This window comes from Nonlabens sp. Ci31 (assembly GCF_012974865.1).
Classification (GTDB): Bacteria; Bacteroidota; Bacteroidia; order Flavobacteriales; family Flavobacteriaceae; genus Nonlabens.
This window is the reverse complement of sequence record NZ_CP043633.1, coordinates 2,690,421-2,707,797: the sequence shown is the minus strand read 5'-3', so window position 1 is coordinate 2,707,797 and position 17,377 is coordinate 2,690,421. Positions and strand designations below refer to the sequence as shown.

Genomic DNA, 17,377 nt, shown 5'->3' with positions numbered 1-17,377 from the left:
TATAAAAATGTTTGATTGTGTTTCGAGGTATTAAAATGGATCGAGAACCATTCCAAGCGATTCCGTTATTCAACGAAATGACCAATGACAAGAGATTACGCTATGCAGCAAAATCCCTTCTATAAAAATGTTTGATTGTGGATCGAGGTATTAAAATGGATCGAGAACCAAAAAGTATGATTGTTATCTGTGAGGTTTTAATTGATCCAAGTTACTTTAGTATATTTAAGAATAATTATGAAAAATAGTATCTTCCTACCTGTTTATTTAAATTTCAAGAGCATATTATAAGTTGGGGGTTACTTTAACTAAAAACGATTTCAACTACCGGTCAAACCGACGTTTTAGAAACCAACATGCCAAGTATTTGTCTTGGCATGTTTGATTGTGGATCGAGGTATTAAAATGGATCGAGAACCATTCCAAGCGATTCCGTTATTCAACGGAATGACCAATGACAAGAGATTACGCTATGCAGCGGAATGACGATTGGTCAAGCTTTCAATAACTAAATAGATCAGGCTTTTTCTATCGCCACCTCAGCCCAAGAAACTAATAATTCAAATTGCTCTTCTCGAGTCATTTCTGAAGTGTCTAGTAATTTTGCTTCTGGTAATTGTATAAGCGGACTGTCTTCCCTGGAAGAATCCATATGATCTCTTTCTACTACATTTTTAAGCACCTCTTCAAGAGAAACATCATCGCCTCTTTCTACGAGTTCTTCATAACGTCGTTGTGCGCGCACCTCTGGCACTGCGGTCATAAATACTTTGAGTTCGGCATCTGGAAAAACCACACTTCCTATATCGCGACCATCCATTACGATAGCCTTCTGCTCACCCATCGCTTTTTGTTGTTCCACGAGTTTGGCACGTACTTCAGAAATTTCGGCCACCTTACTTACGACGCTACTTACTTCCAGCGTACGTATTTGCTTTTCAATATTTTCTCCATTCAAATGCACATCTGCATTATTAGTGTCTTTATTAAAAACAAAACTGATGCGAATATCCTTAAGTTTTTCAATGAGCTTTTGCTTGTCTAGGTTACCCTGAGCCAGCAATCCTTCGCGCAAAGCGAAATAAGAGACCGCTCTGTACATGGCTCCTGTATCTACATAAACATAGTGCAATTTCAAAGCCAGTTGCTTTGCAGCGGTACTTTTACCGGTACTGGAATGCCCATCAATGGCAATAGTTATTTTTTTACTCATCTATTGTAAATTAATATTAACACCAAAAAGGCTCGTATGTGAAGCCAGTGTATACCTCGCATGCGTATAACTGAATCGAAGGTTGTTCATTTTTAAAGAAAATCCGGCACTGATTCCAGAAAAAGCTCTCGTATTGTCAATACGCAACTCCTCTGCCCTTCTAAAGCTATAACCCAATCGCACTTCAAAAATTTGCTCCGGGAAAATCTCTAATCCCAAAACGGTATGGCGTAAAGCGTTATTGAAAAAACCAGGTTTGTCTTCGGTTATATTACCATCGAGATCAGTTTGTGCATTAGCATCGTTTGAAAAGGCAATATTCCACTGTTGAAGATTCTCCAAGGTAACATGAAGTCGTAACGGAAGATTTTTCATGGTATTAGAAAATCCGACGGCAATCTCTAAAGGCAAATCCTCATAAATCTCGTTATAAGGAGTGAATTGGGTTCCAAAATTACGCACCACAAGCGCTGCTCTTACGGCTTTATCTTCATTGTAGTAAAGAACTCCTATGTCTACCGCACCACCAAAAGACGTGTAAATATCTAATTTAGAAGAGATCAATTTTAAGTTAGCTCCTACATAAAAATCTGTCCATGGAATGTTATAACTGTACCCCATAGAAACAGCAACTTCATTCCCGCCAAATTCTCCAGTAGAATTTCCCTGCTCATCATATCCGTCAAATTTCCCATAGTTCAAATAAGTCACGCCGGCGTGAAAAGTCTGCACGTGTCGGTCCCAAGTGTAAGCATAACTTGCTGTACCGTAACTCACGTCACCCAGATAGTTAACATAGTTGACTTGTAACTGATTATCCATTTTAGCATTGATGGTCGCTGGATTATAGATTCCAGAAGTAGGATCGTAATCCACACCAGTCAATACCCTACCTCCTAAAGCGGCTTGCTTTGTCCCAGATACCAAGTTTAAAAATTGGTAGGTTGATTGTCCTCCTATTTGCGCTTTCGCGAAAGCGGAACATAAAAAAATAAGAAGAAACAGATGACGCATTAAAGGGTTTTAAAAACTGCTAATGAGATAACGAGTGCAAGTTTAATTTATTTTTACCTTGTAGTAGAGATTTTGATAGTTAATCTGCTGGTTCTATTCTAACCAGCCCGTCTTCATCAATAGAAACCAATTTTACCTGTTGGAGTTCGTTGACCAACTCTGGATTCCAATAGGATTTTACTTTTACGTAATTCTCTGTAAATCCATGAATAAAACCTTCTCTGTTATCGGCTTCCCAAAGAACAGTTTTGGTTTTCTCCAGTTGGCTTTCATAAAAAGCACGACGTTTCTTTACGGAAAGACCACGCAACATTTTAGAACGCTTTTTACGCAGCTTAAGAGGAACAGCGTTTTCCATAGTGGCAGCTGGTGTGTTTTCTCTTTCTGAATAGGTAAAAACATGTAAGTAAGAAATATTTAAACCATTCAAGTAATTGTAAGTGTCGAGAAAATGATCATCTGTCTCACCTGGAAAACCTACGATAACGTCCACTCCTATACAACAGTCTGGTAGGACCTCTTTGATTTTGCTTACACGATCTGTGTATAACTCGCGGTTGTAACGGCGCTTCATTTTACCTAGCAATTCATTATTACCGACTTGAAGCGGAATATGAAAATGAGGAACAAAAGCATTGGCTCCAGAGACAAAATCTATGGTCTCGTTTTTTAATAAATTAGGTTCAATGGAAGAAATACGCAAGCGTTCAATTCCTTTTACAGTGTCCAATGCATGAACTAGATCTAGAAAAGTATGCTCATGGCGTTTATTACCAAATTCTCCTTTTCCATAGTCTCCTATATTCACGCCAGTAAGAACAATTTCTTTGATTCCTTGACCGCTTATCTGGCGTGCGTTTTCCATCACGTTTTCTAACGTATCACTACGGGAAATACCACGTGCTAGTGGTATCGTACAATAAGTACATTTATAATCACAGCCGTCTTGAACCTTTAAAAATGCCCTGGTTCTATCTCCTATGGAATAAGAACCTACATAAAAATCGGCTTCATCAATCTCGCAAGAATGTACCTGAGTAGGCTGTTCTTTAGACAGCTGATTCAGGTAATCTGTAATTTTAAATTTTTCTGTCGCGCCTAAAACTAGATCAACTCCATCTACAGCAGCCAGTTCTTCTGGTTGTAGTTGTGCATAACAACCCACCGCAATGACAAAGGCATCGTCATTTACTTTTTGCGCTTTTTTTACGATTGATTTAAAACGCTTATCAGCATTTTCAGTAACGCTACACGTATTGATCACATAAATATCTGCTTTTTGCTCAAAGCCTACCTTATGAAAACCTTCTTGCTCAAAAGAACGAGCAATAGTGCTGGTCTCACTAAAATTGAGTTTACAACCTAAAGTATAAAAAGCGACTGATTTTGCAGCTGTCTCTACAAGCATGTTTTATGAAGTTTTTGCAGTCGCAAAGATAAGTATTAGTTTAGAGTCCTAGTATCCGTTAATGACTAGAGTATCGAGATTAATTGATCTTTTATGATGTGAGAATTTGTTTTGGTAACCGCTTTCGCGAAAGCGAGAATATGAACCTCCTAATGGTAACATCAAAACCTTTTACCCGTTCTTAAATACTAAATTTTTTCTTTATTAAAAGACATTTATTTCCGGCCCTTTATAGTTGGGGAACGGGAACAACAGCTGCATTTTCTAGAACTGGTTTTCTTTAATGACAATGCAAACTTACTAGCATTGATGAGCTTGAGATCAAATCAACGAACAAACTGCCATTTATGTTTTGTGAGCAAAGCCAGCAAATAATCTTAATCCCTGCCTACTCGTATTACAAACAAAGTTCGGGATCAACCTATCAAATGCCTACTAAAGTTTTGAACTCGCAAAAAACAAAAGCTGACTACTGCCTATTTTTTCAAGAATTCTTGTTATAAATCAACATTCTAAACGACCTTTGTACTATGGAAAATATTGTTTCTAAAACAACTTTAGGATTGAACCTACCTACAGATCCACGATGGGTAGATCTTGCTGCTATGAGCATGCAGGATATCCTGACAGATCATGCTTTTTGCGAACAAAAAGCGGCGAGTACCATCATTTCTATTATTCAAATGCATTCTGACAAACCTGAAATTGTGGAAGCCCTTTCTCCTATAGTTACCGAAGAATGGGGGCATTTTAGAATGGTTTTGGCCGAATTAAAGAAAAGAGGTTTGACCCTTGGGATACAGCGTCCAGATCAATACATCAAAGAATTGATGAAAGGAAAACCAAAAGGTACCGGACGGGATCAGTTGTTCTTAGATCAGCTTTTGATTTGTGCGCTTATTGAAGCTCGTAGTTGTGAGCGTTTTAAAATTCTTTCTCAACAACTAGAAGAGCAAGATTTAAAAGATTTCTACCATCAATTCATGGTGGCTGAAGCGGCTCATTACAAACTGTTTCTCAAGCTTGCCAAAAGCTTTTTTGAAGAAGAAAAGGTGATGACCAGATGGCAATATTGGTTAGATCATGAAGCTGGTTTTTTAGCTAATCTCGAGGTTCGTGGCGATCGAATGCATTAAGAGTTAAGAGTTAAGAGTTAAGAGAAATTTCAAAAATTATTGACCATCGTACAAGAAAAAGCGGAATTTATTCCGCTAAATAAAGAGAAAGCTGAAAGCTACAGATTAATTCCTAGGGGCGGAATTTATTACGCCTATGGTGAATGATTGTGATCTGTATTCTAAATCTTTTCCTCAACCCTAAAGGGTGAGACTTCTCGATGAATTTGAATTTGAAAACAAAATAAAATTGCCGGATTCGTTCGGCTTACAAATAAAATAACGCTGAAAGCGGCAAAATAGATGTCGCTTGAGATGTTTGTAGAATGGAATAAAATGAACCAAAAGATCAAAAACTTCTTTTCAGAAAAGCGCTACCGCTGGTGGCTTATGGCCAGCATAATTGTTATTTATTTAATTATTGTTGCCGGAGCTATTGTACGCATGACTGGGAGCGGTATGGGGTGTCCAGACTGGCCGAAATGTTTTGGGTATTGGATTCCGCCTACAGAGCAAGTGGAGATCGAGTTCTCTCCAGAAACTCCTTATAAAGAAGGAATGGTTATTATTATTGATAAGGAACTGCGAGTTGCCAAAGAGGATTTTTTTACAGGCACTACCTACCAACCACAAAACTGGGAACCTTATACCAAGCATGATTATTCTGTTTTCAATGTATATCATACCTGGACAGAATACATCAATAGATTGATTGGAGCTCTTGGCGGTCTAGTTGTTTTTATATTGTTTATTTTCTCCCTGCGCTATATTAAGAAAAGACCGAGACTTACTATTCTTAGTTTTGTCTCCGTACTTTCTATGGGAATTCAAGCCGTTATAGGTAAAATAGTGGTGGATACAAACTTATCTCCTGCGCTCATTACCTTTCACATGATCGCTGCTTTATTGATTGTAGGATTGCTTATTTATTTACTCCACGAGGTAAAACCTACTGATTATAGTTATAAAAGTAACAAAACCATGGTACGCGCTGCCGCTGGCTTAATCATTCTCACGTTGATTCAAGTGATTATGGGAACACAAGTACGCCAATTTATAGATGAGCAAGTAGATCTATTTGGTTATCCATTAACTTCAGAATGGCTGGAAAATGGTCCGTTGATTTTTATGATTCATAGAAGTTACTCTATTTTATTACTGGTGCTTCACGGTTGGTTTATTTACAGAGCAGTTCATATATTCCATCATCCTAAAAAATCCTATTCCGTTCTCGCTTCGTTATTTGTTATTACCATTCTAAGCGGTGTTTTTATGAATTACTTGGACTTTCCTTTCGGTTCTCAAGCGGTGCATTTAGTTATTGCCTCTTTGATTCTTGGGATGCAGTTTTATTTATGGATGCGACTTAGGGTGGCTTTACACTAATTTGTCATGGGGAACTTGATTCTGCATATTTCCTTAAGATCTCGATTTTATTTTCCGGTTCCCAATTCCTGAAGATGATGTAAACATCTGACTCCAAATAGGTGTTCAAATCTTAACCTTGAATTTTGTCGTTTCAGGAATTTTCATAGAACGAGAATTAAAAAAAATATGCCAACTAGGAATCATCTACAATCCATCTGGAAGCCATAAGTTTCTTATAGAAGTATTTCTATGCCGCTTTTGCAAAAAAAGAATCCTTTCGATAGCTACCCAAGGCAAAAAAATCGGACACTTTTAAAATGTTGATAGACAACTTCAATAATATGTTTATATTTAAAAACTCTATAAAGAAATATTTAAACAATTCAATAAACACCAACATGGCAAAAAGTCAAGACTCCAAGAAAAACGTAAAGAAGGAAGCTGCAAAAACTCCTAAAGAAAAAAAGGAAGAAAAGAGATTGAAAAAGTCTAAAAGGGATTAGTTAGTAGCTTGTGCTAGCGTACCTCTAGTTTTCCTATCAAAGCGCATTTGAAATATATCTTTAAAAAAGGCGCTTACTGGAAAACAGAGCAGCATTTATTTGAGATATCTCTATACAGACTACACACATTTTTATTCTTACTTATGAACCAAATCCATCCATTTCTAAGTCCATTTTACAGCACAACCGAGTACGGTAATGTCACATCTATTTTATCTCATTTACAAACTAATTTTATTCAAATTCATGTTCAAATTTGAGTGCGGGTTCCTACTCAAAAATCCTATCTTTACCGTCCTTAAAAATTAGAGTAAATGATCTATAGATTACGAGTTCTTCTCGATGCAAACGACGACTGTTTTAGAGACATTGAGATAGATGAAAAAAGCACATTAGAAGAGTTTCATAATGTCATTGTGCAAGCTTTCCAGCTGCAAGGTGATGAAATGGCTAGTTTCTATGCCAGTGATGAAGAGTGGAATCAAGGCGAGGAATACTGCCTTTTTGATATGAGCGGTGGAATGGCACCTGTAAAAAAGATGGCAGATACGCTTTTAGAGAAAGCCATGAGCAAAAAGAAAACAAGAATGATCTATATTTATGACTTCTTGAGCTTGTGGACCTTTTCTGTGGAATTAGCTGATATAGTTCCTCATAATCCAGGCACCACTTATCCCCAAGTGATATTTTCTGTGGGTGAATTACCAGACAGTGCACCAGATAAAGAATTTGAAGCAGACCCTCGTTTTCACGATGATGACGATGACGAAGAATACAGCGATGATGAAGACGATGAATTTTATGATGAAGAATCCTTTGATGAAAATGACCTATATTAAACTATGATCAATTTATACAATACTAGAATTGAAAATCTTGCTATACATCGTGTAGGTAATAAGAATAAAGGAGAGCTTTTGCTCACTTCTAGCACTTCTACCGCGCTGGACGATGAAATGCATTCCCTTTTAAAGGAGTATTTCTTGAAATCTTTTCGTTCTAAAGAAGAAGCATATTACAGCTTCTTTAATGAAGATGGCCTAGAATTTCATGATATGTACGCTTTCGCGAAAGCGATATTCTCCACACCAGCATCTTTACTAGAAAATAGTAAGAAGATGGCAAAACACTTGTACGAGCAGTCAGACCATCCACACATACGAAGCGGTGAAGTGTATATCTGTTATTTTGATAACGTTATGGTGGACAACAATAAGACAGATGCTATTGGGATTTTTAAAAGTGAACTTAAGCAAGAGTTTTTACAGTTTGAAGAAGGAGCAAATGATCTTAAAATGATCTTGCAACAGGGAGTCAACTTAAATAAACTAGACAAAGGAGCCATTATTTTTAACGTAGAAGAAGAAGCTGGATATAAAATCCTATCGGTAGATTCTAACCGTTATGATGCTAAATACTGGCTGGAGAGTTTCTTAGGAGTAGATGTTTTTGAGGACGAAAATTTCTTTACGAAGAAATATTTAAAGTTTTGTCAAGACTTTGCAAAAGACGTAGTTCTTCCTGCCGAAGATAAGAAAGAAGAAGTGATGTTTATGAATCGTGCGGTGAATCATTTTGCCAAAAACGATACGTTTGAAGAAACCGCTTTCTTAAATGAAACGCTGGACAACCCTGATTTGATTCCAGAATTTAAGAATTATAAAATGGAAAAAGGGGCAAAACACTCTATAGAAGATGTATCTACTTTCCCTATTTCAAATACCGCAGTAAGTGCAGCGCGCAAAGGAATTAAGAGTGTTATCAATCTTGATACGCATGTGCAAATCAAAATGGATTTTACCAATTCTGACAGTGCAGATAAGTTTATAGAAAAAGGCTGGGATGAAGAAAAACAAATGTATTATTACCTGGTTTACTTTAACCGAGAAGAGAAGAAGTAATACGAAGTAAAGAGTATAGAGTATACAGATAGAAAAGTCCGATAGTTATTCTTAAATGAATAGATTTCGGACTTTTTTATTCGGCTCAACTTTATTTTTTTTTATTCTTTGATTAATATTTAGGAATTCCGCAAAGTGTTTTGTTTATTTAGTATCTAATTTTAATTGACGATAGTTCCTTTTAAGTGTTCCTTTTTTAATTTGGAAGTATTCATTTTTATAAAAGCAAGGGTTTTATGGTAAAGAATAATCGAAATTAAAGGAAGTTGTTAGAACAGTTTACTTACAAATGCAACGCTAAGGAATATTTGGCTAATACTATTTGATATAAAAAACTAGTTTTTATCTAATTCGTCAAAAAAATATTAGATCTGGATAATTTTAAATGGAAGATGTTTTTAGATTTTGGAAAGAAATAAGGAGAAGAAATGTTCATAAAGGCATTATTTCTTACGTTATTTTTTCATGGGTATTGCTTCAAGTTATTTCTGTATTAGGATCACTGGTAGAGATGCCTATTTGGTTAGGAAAAGCGGTACTTATTAGTTTACTTCTTTTCTTTCCGTTTTGGGTCGCATTTTCTTGGCTTTACGACATTACTGCTGAGGGCATAAAACTTACCCCTAGTAAAAAAAATGAAAATACTCCAGAACGAAACGAGACAATAAATAAGAAGCTCAACACTTTTATCGTTGTTTTTCTTTTGCTTGCGGTTGTTTTACTTTTTGTGGATAGATTTAGACTTACGACACAGTACGAAACAAATGAAATAACAAATCTCAAAGTCCAAGAAAATAGTATTGCAGTATTGCCCTTTAACGACATGTCTCTCTTAAAAAATCAGGCGTACTTTGCAGACGGTCTCGCAGAAGAACTTATTCACACACTTTCAAAAATTGCTGGAATTAAGGTAACCTCTCGCACATCTGCCTTCTCTTTTAAAGGAAAATCAATAGATATTCCCACAATTGCAGAGAAACTCAACGTAAAATATATATTAGAAGGTAGCGTGCGCACTTATGATAGTATTGTAAGAATTAATGTGCAGCTTATAGATGTGAAAAATGATAAATCTACTTGGTCAGAAACTTGGGACAAGCAACTAGAAAATATACTTGATATTCAGAATGAGATAAGTTTAAGTATTGCAGAGCGTTTAGAAATTAGTATCACTAGCAGCGACATACCGGCAGCAAAAAAGGTAAATCCACAAGCTTATCGTCTTTATCTTGAAGCAAAGTATGAAATGAACAAGACCTTTAGCATAGAAGGTGATAAAAAGGCTAAAGATCTACTCCTAAAATCACTCGAAATAGATCCTACTTTTGCACCTGCTTGGGATTTATTAAGTACTGTATATCATTTTCTTACCGATTACGGTATTTTAACGGTAAAAGAAGGTTATCCACTTGTAAAGGAAAGTGCCCTTAAAGCAGTAGAACAAGACAGCCTCTATGCCACTATTTATGAAATACTGGGTACTGTTGCTATTTCTTATGAATTGGATTATGATAAAGCACAAGAGTATGTTAATAAAGGCCTGAGCCTAGAGCCTAATAATACCGCAGTTCTCAATCGTGCAGCGCAAGTTGCGCTACTTTTTAATGAGACTAAAAAAGCGGTGACCTATAATGAGAAAATTGTCGCATTAGATCCCTTATCAGAATATTCTTATTATGCTCTAGGTACCAACTATTACTATGCTAGAATGTATGCAGAGTCAGAAAAGACCTTACTTAAAGCTTTAAAAATGACTCCAGAGGCAGATATCACTCATTCACTTCTTACCTGTGCTTTAATCAAACAAGGGAAGTTTAAAGAAGCCTTACAGCACGCAGGAAAGGAAAGCAGTGAACCACTGCGCTATCACTCACTGGCACTGGCGCATTATAGTTTAGGGAACACAAAAAAATCTCGAGAATTCCTAGAAAAACTAATTACTACATACAGTAAAGAGTACAGCTATACCATTGCGGTTACCTATGCTCAACGAGGTGACCGCGATGCTACTTTTAAATGGTTAGAAAAAGCCATGGAGTACCAAGATTTTGAAGTTACAGACTTAAATGTAGAACCGTTTTTTGACACTGTAAAAGAAGATCCTAGATGGCTCATCTTCATGGAACGCCTTGGACTTACTGCCGATTAGATTATTATTTTAAACAACCACTGCTTTTAGTCTGTAAACCAGCTATCGTTAGTTTTTGACTGGTGTCGTAACGAGTAAAAAGAATAAAAATAAAAGGGAGGTCTTGAATGGCTTTCCTTTTTTTGTGACACAAAGTTTAAGAGTAGCTCCGTTTTTAGAGAAAAAATATTCCCCTCTTTTGGTGGGCAGCCTCTTTTACATTAGTTTAAAGTTGGTCTGTTTAACCTCCCCGCTAGTCTTCGTTTGCACCGAGTACCTTAACCAGCAAAAAAGAAAGCTACAGATGATGCGTTGAATTTAAAGAACTGCTTTCAAAAATACTTTATACTGCTGTGGTCTAACATAGTTAATTAGAACTTGATGGTTTTTTCTTGAATCTTCTATCTAAAATTCTATATCTTGTTTTGGGTCTCATGATCGGTATCGTAATAATTTCTTTTCACAAATTCCATCGCAGTGTTTAATACACCCCCCATACTTCTAGCAGACTTGAATGCCACATCTCCGGTAAACTCATGGAGTTCTTTTTTAAGTTGTTTGAACTTTACAGGAGTAGAAATAAAATCAGCCTTCATACATTTTATCAATTGTCTATAGCGTTTTTGTGTGTTGATCAATCGTTTTGCAATCAGTGCCCTTTCTTCCTTTTTATATTGGTCTATACTTTCACTCTTTAGATGAGTTGCCACATTCTTGACCATTGCCAGATTTTCTTTAAAAAATTGAGGTCGGTATACTTTTAATTTACCTTCATAACTTTGCTGGTCAAAGTCTATAGCGCGTATCGCATAACTAACTCTATCAAAATCATGAGTGGGAATCACTACATAATTATAGGATCGCATATCGCCCAGTAATCTGATCAAGCAACGTTCATTAAATTTTACAAACTCTTTTGCTATTTGAGTGAGCTCTTGATGATCACAATCTTCCATATAATTATCTATGAATTCATCTCCAGGAATACCTGCTATATGTTCTTCAATTAAAGTATCCTTGTACACTAAAAAGTTAATTCGGTGAGGTGATAGTAAATGCTCTAACTCTAATCCATAAACCCTTGAGGCATCTGCTTTTTTTACATAAAAATAGGTAAATCCATCATTGAGGATATTTCTTATCCGGATGCGAAATGGCTTTGTATTACCGAAGGTACAGTAATCTACAGCGTCTACACTCAGATAATCCAGTGTCTTATCACGTCCATCACTATGAAGAATATCGTAGATTCTTTTTAAATGGCTGTCTAATTGTTCCCGATCAGAATCTGAATAATAACATCGCACCCATAAAGTGTCTTCATCATTTTTATCATAAACGGTGATACAACCCGCAAATCTCAATAAGTCTTCATAGGAAACGGGAATGGAAGTAGCTCTATTGTATCTTTTTACATAATCTGATAAAGAGGTTCCTATAGGGAACGTAGGTTTCTTATTGGAGAGTAATTTATCATTAAGGAGCTTTTTGGACATCGATCTTGTAACATTTGTTGTTTCTTGCAGTCACATAATACAACAAAAAAACTTTATTCATGGAAACCATCCTTGAAATTAATCAACTTCATAAAAACTATGGTACGCTCACTGCAGTGGATCATATTTCATTTAAAATAAAAAAAGGCCATGTCTACGGAATTCTCGGTCCCAACGGTAGCGGTAAATCCACCACTTTGGGAATGGTACTCAATGTCGTGAACCCTACTAGTGGCGGTTATAAATGGTTTGAAGGAACCACTTCTAATCACGACGCCTTAAAAAGAATAGGTGCTATTATAGAGCGGCCTAATTTTTATCCCAGTATGAGTGCGATTCAAAATCTAGAGCTGGTCTGTAAAATTAAAAATATAGACACCTCTAAAATTGAAGAGAAATTAACTCTTGTAGAATTGCTTTCGCGAAAGCATTCTCCTTTTAAAACCTACTCTTTGGGAATGAAACAACGTCTTGCGATTGCGAGTGCCTTGCTCAATGATCCAGAGATATTGATACTTGATGAACCTACCAATGGCTTAGACCCCCAAGGAATACGTCAAATTAGAGATATTATTCAAAAGATTGCTGCAAACGGGACTACCATCCTACTCGCTTCTCACTTACTGGATGAAGTGGAAAAAGTGTGCACTGACGTAGTGGTTTTACGCTTAGGTAAAATGTTGTATTCTGGTCCTGTAGACGAAATGAATAGAAATCATGGATCTATATTTATAGACGCCACTGATAGAGAAGCGCTGCATCATTTCCTCAAAGACAAAGCCTATGCTGGAACAATCACAACAAATGATGATGGTCTGGAAGTAAAACTTTATGAAGAAGTGAACAATGCACAAATCAATAAAGAAGCCTTTGAGAACGGCATTGTTCTGAGTAAACTATTTCATAAAAAACAAAGTCTGGAAGACCAATTCATTGAATTAACCAACCAAAACTAATCGCAGCCATGAAAAGATTATTAGATATAGAATTTCATAAATTCAGATATAGTAAAAGCAGTAAAACTCTTACCATCATCTATTTAGTTATAGTAGTGTTGTTGATGCTTACTGGAATGATCAGGATTAGTTTTAATCAGTTTAGTGGTAGTCTATCTGATTTGGGAATTTTTAATTTCCCATTGATCTGGCATATTACGACATACTTTACCAGTTATTTAAAGATTTTTATAGCAATTGTATTGGTTTCATTAACCGCAAGTGAGTACAGCAATAGAACTATTAAACAAAATCTAATTGATGGATTGAGTAAAAAAGAATTGATTCTTTCTAAGTTTTATTTAGCGCTTACTCTGGCTGTACTAACCACTTTGATCGTTTTTATAGCTTCCTTAATTTTAGGTTTGATTTATTCAGATTTTAACGAGTTTTCTATTATTTTCTCTCAGATGGGCTATTTAGGAGCCTTCTTTTTAGCTCATTTGATATTCTTTTGCTTTTGCCTATTTGCAGGAATTTTGATTAAGAGAAGTGCTTTTGCCTTAGGATTTGTATTTGTATGGTACATCTTTGAAGGAATTCTCAATATAATTGCTAGACTGGTAGACGGATTTTATGATACTTCCATTTACGACTGGTTACTACATATTCTCCCTTTAAATGCTATGTCCAATTTAATTAAACAACCCTTTACAAAAATTGATTTGGTAGAATCGACCTTGAATCAAATTTCAATTGCTGAAATTGACTTGCAATATGATATTGAATGGCTTGACATCCTTTCTGTATGTATCTGGAGTGCCCTATTTATCTACTGGTCTTATGTGTTACTTAAACGAAGAGACTTGTAATTTGAATTTTTATATAATTAATGCCAGATGCCCATTGAGATTTTTTCCAATGGGCATCTTTTTTTCACCAATAGCAAACACAAATGAAGAATTCCTAAAAAAGTATTAAATGTGATATATGTGTATTAAATTCGCACATGCAGAAAAAGAAATTATTATTTGCCTTTTTAATTACGGCAATTACATTGTGTTCTAGTATCGTAAATGCTCAATTGCAGGCATCAAACTGGTATTTTGGATTCAACGCAGGTATCAGCTTTGATCCAATAACAGGAGCAGTAACTCCTTTAACTAACGGTCAGGTCTCTACCAATGAGGGCTGCGCTACCATTTCAGATGAGAATGGGCAGCTGTTGTTTTATACTGATGGGATCATCGTTTATGACAGTACACATCAAATCATGCTCAATGGCCAAGGACTAAGAGGTGATCCATCGAGTAGTCAAAGTGCCATTATTATTCCTAAACCCCAAGATGCTAATATCTATTATATTTTCACCGTCGACCTTCCTCCTGGAAATCAGGGCGGTGGTGATAAAGTTCATTATTATGAAGTAGACATGAGAGGTAATTCTGGACTTGGAGAGGTAACTACTGATATTAATAATCCGCCTTTACTAGTAAACGAGGCTTCTGAAAAATTGACGGCAATTAATCATGCTGTCAATGATGAGATATTTGTAACTACTTACGCCAACTCTACAGGTTTTGGCTTCTTTGATTCTTTCCATACGTTTACGGTTACTGCCACTGGAGTAAACCCTACTCCTATTATATCAACCGTCGCTACGCCTACATTAGCAAGAAGGGGGTATTTAAAATTCTCGCCAGACGGTCGTTTTCTAGTTTCTTGTACCATGGGTGCGCAAAGTTATATCTATGATTTTGACCAAAGTACTGGCCTCGTTTCCAATGAAAGAGCTATAAATTTAACTACTGCAAATCAAGCTGGCTACGGTGCAGAGTTCTCTCCAGACGGTAGCTTATTGTATATCACAGCTTCTAATGACACTTTTGGAAACAATCCGGCAAACCATTCCTCTACTCTTTATCAATTTGAACTCACCCCAGCAAACCTATCCGCTCCATTTTTGAACGGTATTGAAATAGATACACGACCTGGTTATCGAGGTGCGATACAATTGGGAATAGATGGAAAAATATACCGAGCACTTGCCGATACTTTTACCATAGGTAGAAATTTTTTAGGTGTTATTAATAATCCTAACATTGTAGGTGCTGGTTGTAATTATCAACACGATGCTATTCCTTTAGCTGGACGTATGTCAACTCAAGGATTACCTCCTTTTATTCAAAGTTTCTTCGCTTTAATAGAAGTAGAAAATTTGTGTTTAGGTGATGGCACCACATTTGAATTTCAATCTGATACACCACCAGATTCTGTTCTTTGGGAATTTGGAGACGGAACCACTTCTACACTAGAAAATCCAACTCATATTTACACTACTGCTAGAATTTACAATGTTGTTTTATCATTAACAAGTGGTGGAAGCACAAGAGTATATCGTAAAAACGTACAGATTTATGACACTCCTGTTGCAAATACCATAAGCGATATAGTTGCCTGTGATGCTGATCTAAACGGAAGAGAAATAGTTAATTTAGACCTACTTGCTACACCACAAATTTTAGGCACACAAGACCCTAACATTTTCACAGTGAGGTATTTTACCAATCAAGCAGATGCCGATATGAACAGAAATGCCATTACTACTCCGTATCTAGCAACTATTTCTCAACAAACACTTATTGCTAGAATTTATAACAGTAATAGTGCAAGCTGCTATGAAACCTTGCCTTTTGATTTAGAAGTGTTTGATCAGCCATTTTCTAATCTCGTAAGTGATTTAGAGGTTTGTGATGATGATTTTGACGGTGTGGTCACCTTTGATTTGAGCAATCAGACAAATACAATCCTAGGCTCTCAAAACGCCTCTGATTTTAATGTCTCCTATCATTCTTCACAAAATGATGCCGACAACAACTCTGGAGCATTGGCATTGAGTTATGCCAATACAACAGCTTTTAATGAAACTGTGTTTATACGTATAGAAAATACTTTAGAACCAAGTTGTGCTGATACCACTCAATCTTTTGAATTAATTGTTAATCCTAAACCTGTAGCCACCGACTTCTCTGCATTTCAATGTGATGAAGACGGCACTCCAGATGGAAGAACAGTGTTTAGTTTTATGAGTTTTGATGATTCTATAAGTGCAAGTGCTATAGCCGTTAGCGTTTCTTATTTTATCAATCAAAATGATGCAAATGCTAATATAAATGCTCTGGATAATATAAGTTATATCAACCTTACTCCTATGCAAAATATCATCGCTAGAGTTACCAATGATATCACTGGCTGTTATACCACTTCTACCGTTACTTTATCAGTAAGTGCTAGCGATGCTCAAGACACTAGCTTATCTATTTGTGATGATGATGGAATAGAAGATGGTCTTGCAGAATTTGATCTTTCCAATGCCAATAGTGATGTGTTGATCAGTGCACCGGCAAACGTAACTGTAAATTACTACACATCCCTAAACGACGCTTTAACAGAGCAAAATACACTACCTAATCTATTTACGAACACCACACCTGACAACCAAAGCCTATTTGCACGAGCAGAATCTCCAGATGGCAACTGTTTTGGAATCAGCGAAGTGTTATTAACAGTGAATGCAATTCCTGTTATAGAATTAACCGAATTGTATGATTATTGTGGCAACAATCCGCAAGCTTTAACTCTAGATAGCGGTATCCTGACTGGAACTTTAAATGAGTATACCTATTTATGGAGTACTGGGGCAACTACAGCATCTATTTCTGTGACTGCAGGTGGCGATTATCGCGTCACGGTTTCTAATTTAGAAGGCTGTTCTAGAGATAGACTGATTACGGTAATCATAAGTGAGCCTGCAACTATTACCAGTGTAGAAACTATAAATGCAGGTACTAGCAGCGCCGGATCTGCAACTATTAATGTAACTGGATTAGGGGATTATGAATACCGCATCAACTTTGAAGACTCCTATCAAGACAGTCCCGTTTTTAATAATATTGCACCTGGGTTTTATACGGTTTATGTAAGGGATAAAAACGGTTGTGGTACGACTACACAAGACTTCAGTATTATGGGTTATCCTCGTTTTTTTACTCCTAATAATGATGGCTTTAACGATTACTGGCAATTAATAGGGGTCTCTGTGGTTTTTGAACCAAATTCTGAAATTTTTATTTTTGACCGCTATGGAAAATTGTTAAAGCAAGTTTCTCCACAAGGGCCAGGTTGGGATGGAACCTATAACGGTACTCCTTTACCTTCAAGCGATTATTGGTTCAAAGCTACATTAATGGATGGCACAACTTTCTCTTCTCACTTTACTTTGAAAAGATAAAATCA

The 17,377-nt window shown here is 36.3% G+C and carries 12 protein-coding genes; 8 read left to right on the top strand and 4 right to left on the bottom strand.

The genetic code is table 11. The features are described from left to right. Positions 1-517: 517 nt before the first annotated feature. From cmk to mtaB, 3 genes are all read right to left on the bottom strand, one after another. A complete protein-coding gene (gene cmk / locus F0365_RS11935; protein ID WP_169933897.1) occupies positions 518-1,213 on the bottom strand; it encodes a (d)CMP kinase in 696 nt (231 codons plus the stop codon). After that, a complete protein-coding gene (gene porQ / locus F0365_RS11930) occupies positions 1,214-2,227 on the bottom strand; it encodes a type IX secretion system protein PorQ (protein ID WP_169933896.1) in 1,014 nt (337 codons plus the stop codon). A 79-nt stretch (positions 2,228-2,306) separates the two neighbouring features. After that, on the bottom strand, positions 2,307-3,635 hold the full coding sequence (mtaB, locus tag F0365_RS11925) for a tRNA (N(6)-L-threonylcarbamoyladenosine(37)-C(2))-methylthiotransferase MtaB (protein WP_169933895.1): 1,329 nt from the start codon (positions 3,633-3,635) through the stop codon (positions 2,307-2,309). 530 nt (positions 3,636-4,165) lie between these two features. Between mtaB and F0365_RS11920 the strand changes: the two genes are divergently transcribed. The 5 genes from F0365_RS11920 (at position 4,166) to F0365_RS11900 (ending at position 10,671) form a co-directional block, all read left to right on the top strand. Then, positions 4,166-4,771 carry a tRNA-(ms[2]io[6]A)-hydroxylase gene (locus F0365_RS11920; RefSeq protein ID WP_169933894.1) on the top strand — a complete coding sequence of 202 codons (606 nt, stop codon included), beginning with the start codon at positions 4,166-4,168 and terminating at the stop codon, positions 4,769-4,771. Between the two features lie 315 nt (positions 4,772-5,086). After that, on the top strand, positions 5,087-6,136 hold the full coding sequence (locus F0365_RS11915) for a COX15/CtaA family protein (RefSeq protein ID WP_169933893.1): 1,050 nt from the start codon (positions 5,087-5,089) through the stop codon (positions 6,134-6,136). 799 nt (positions 6,137-6,935) lie between these two features. Then, positions 6,936-7,460 carry an IS1096 element passenger TnpR family protein gene (locus F0365_RS11910; protein WP_169933892.1) on the top strand — a complete coding sequence of 175 codons (525 nt, stop codon included), beginning with the start codon at positions 6,936-6,938 and terminating at the stop codon, positions 7,458-7,460. Between the two features lie 3 nt (positions 7,461-7,463). After that, complete coding sequence (locus tag F0365_RS11905) at positions 7,464-8,522, top strand: nucleoid-associated protein (protein WP_169933891.1); 1,059 nt, start codon at positions 7,464-7,466, stop codon at positions 8,520-8,522. Positions 8,523-8,907: 385 nt separating this feature from the next. Continuing rightward, entirely contained in the window at positions 8,908-10,671 is a 1,764-nt protein-coding gene (locus F0365_RS11900; RefSeq protein ID WP_169933890.1) for a hypothetical protein, read from the top strand. A gap of 392 nt (positions 10,672-11,063) precedes the next feature. Here F0365_RS11900 and F0365_RS11895 read toward each other — a convergent pair whose 3' ends face one another. After that, entirely contained in the window at positions 11,064-12,146 is a 1,083-nt protein-coding gene (locus tag F0365_RS11895) for a hypothetical protein (protein WP_169933889.1), read from the bottom strand. Positions 12,147-12,205: 59 nt separating this feature from the next. On the opposite strand from F0365_RS11895, the gene F0365_RS11890 reads away from it, so the two are divergent. From F0365_RS11890 to F0365_RS11880, 3 genes are all read left to right on the top strand, one after another. Continuing rightward, positions 12,206-13,102, top strand: coding sequence for an ABC transporter ATP-binding protein (locus F0365_RS11890; protein WP_169933888.1), 897 nt, complete (start codon positions 12,206-12,208; stop codon positions 13,100-13,102). An 8-nt stretch (positions 13,103-13,110) separates the two neighbouring features. Continuing rightward, positions 13,111-13,953: an ABC transporter permease gene (locus tag F0365_RS11885; RefSeq protein ID WP_169933887.1), complete on the top strand. Its 843-nt coding sequence runs from the start codon at positions 13,111-13,113 to the stop codon at positions 13,951-13,953. Between the two features lie 137 nt (positions 13,954-14,090). Further along, a complete protein-coding gene (locus F0365_RS11880) occupies positions 14,091-17,372 on the top strand; it encodes a T9SS type B sorting domain-containing protein (protein ID WP_169933886.1) in 3,282 nt (1,093 codons plus the stop codon). The last annotated feature ends 5 nt before the right edge of the window (positions 17,373-17,377 follow it).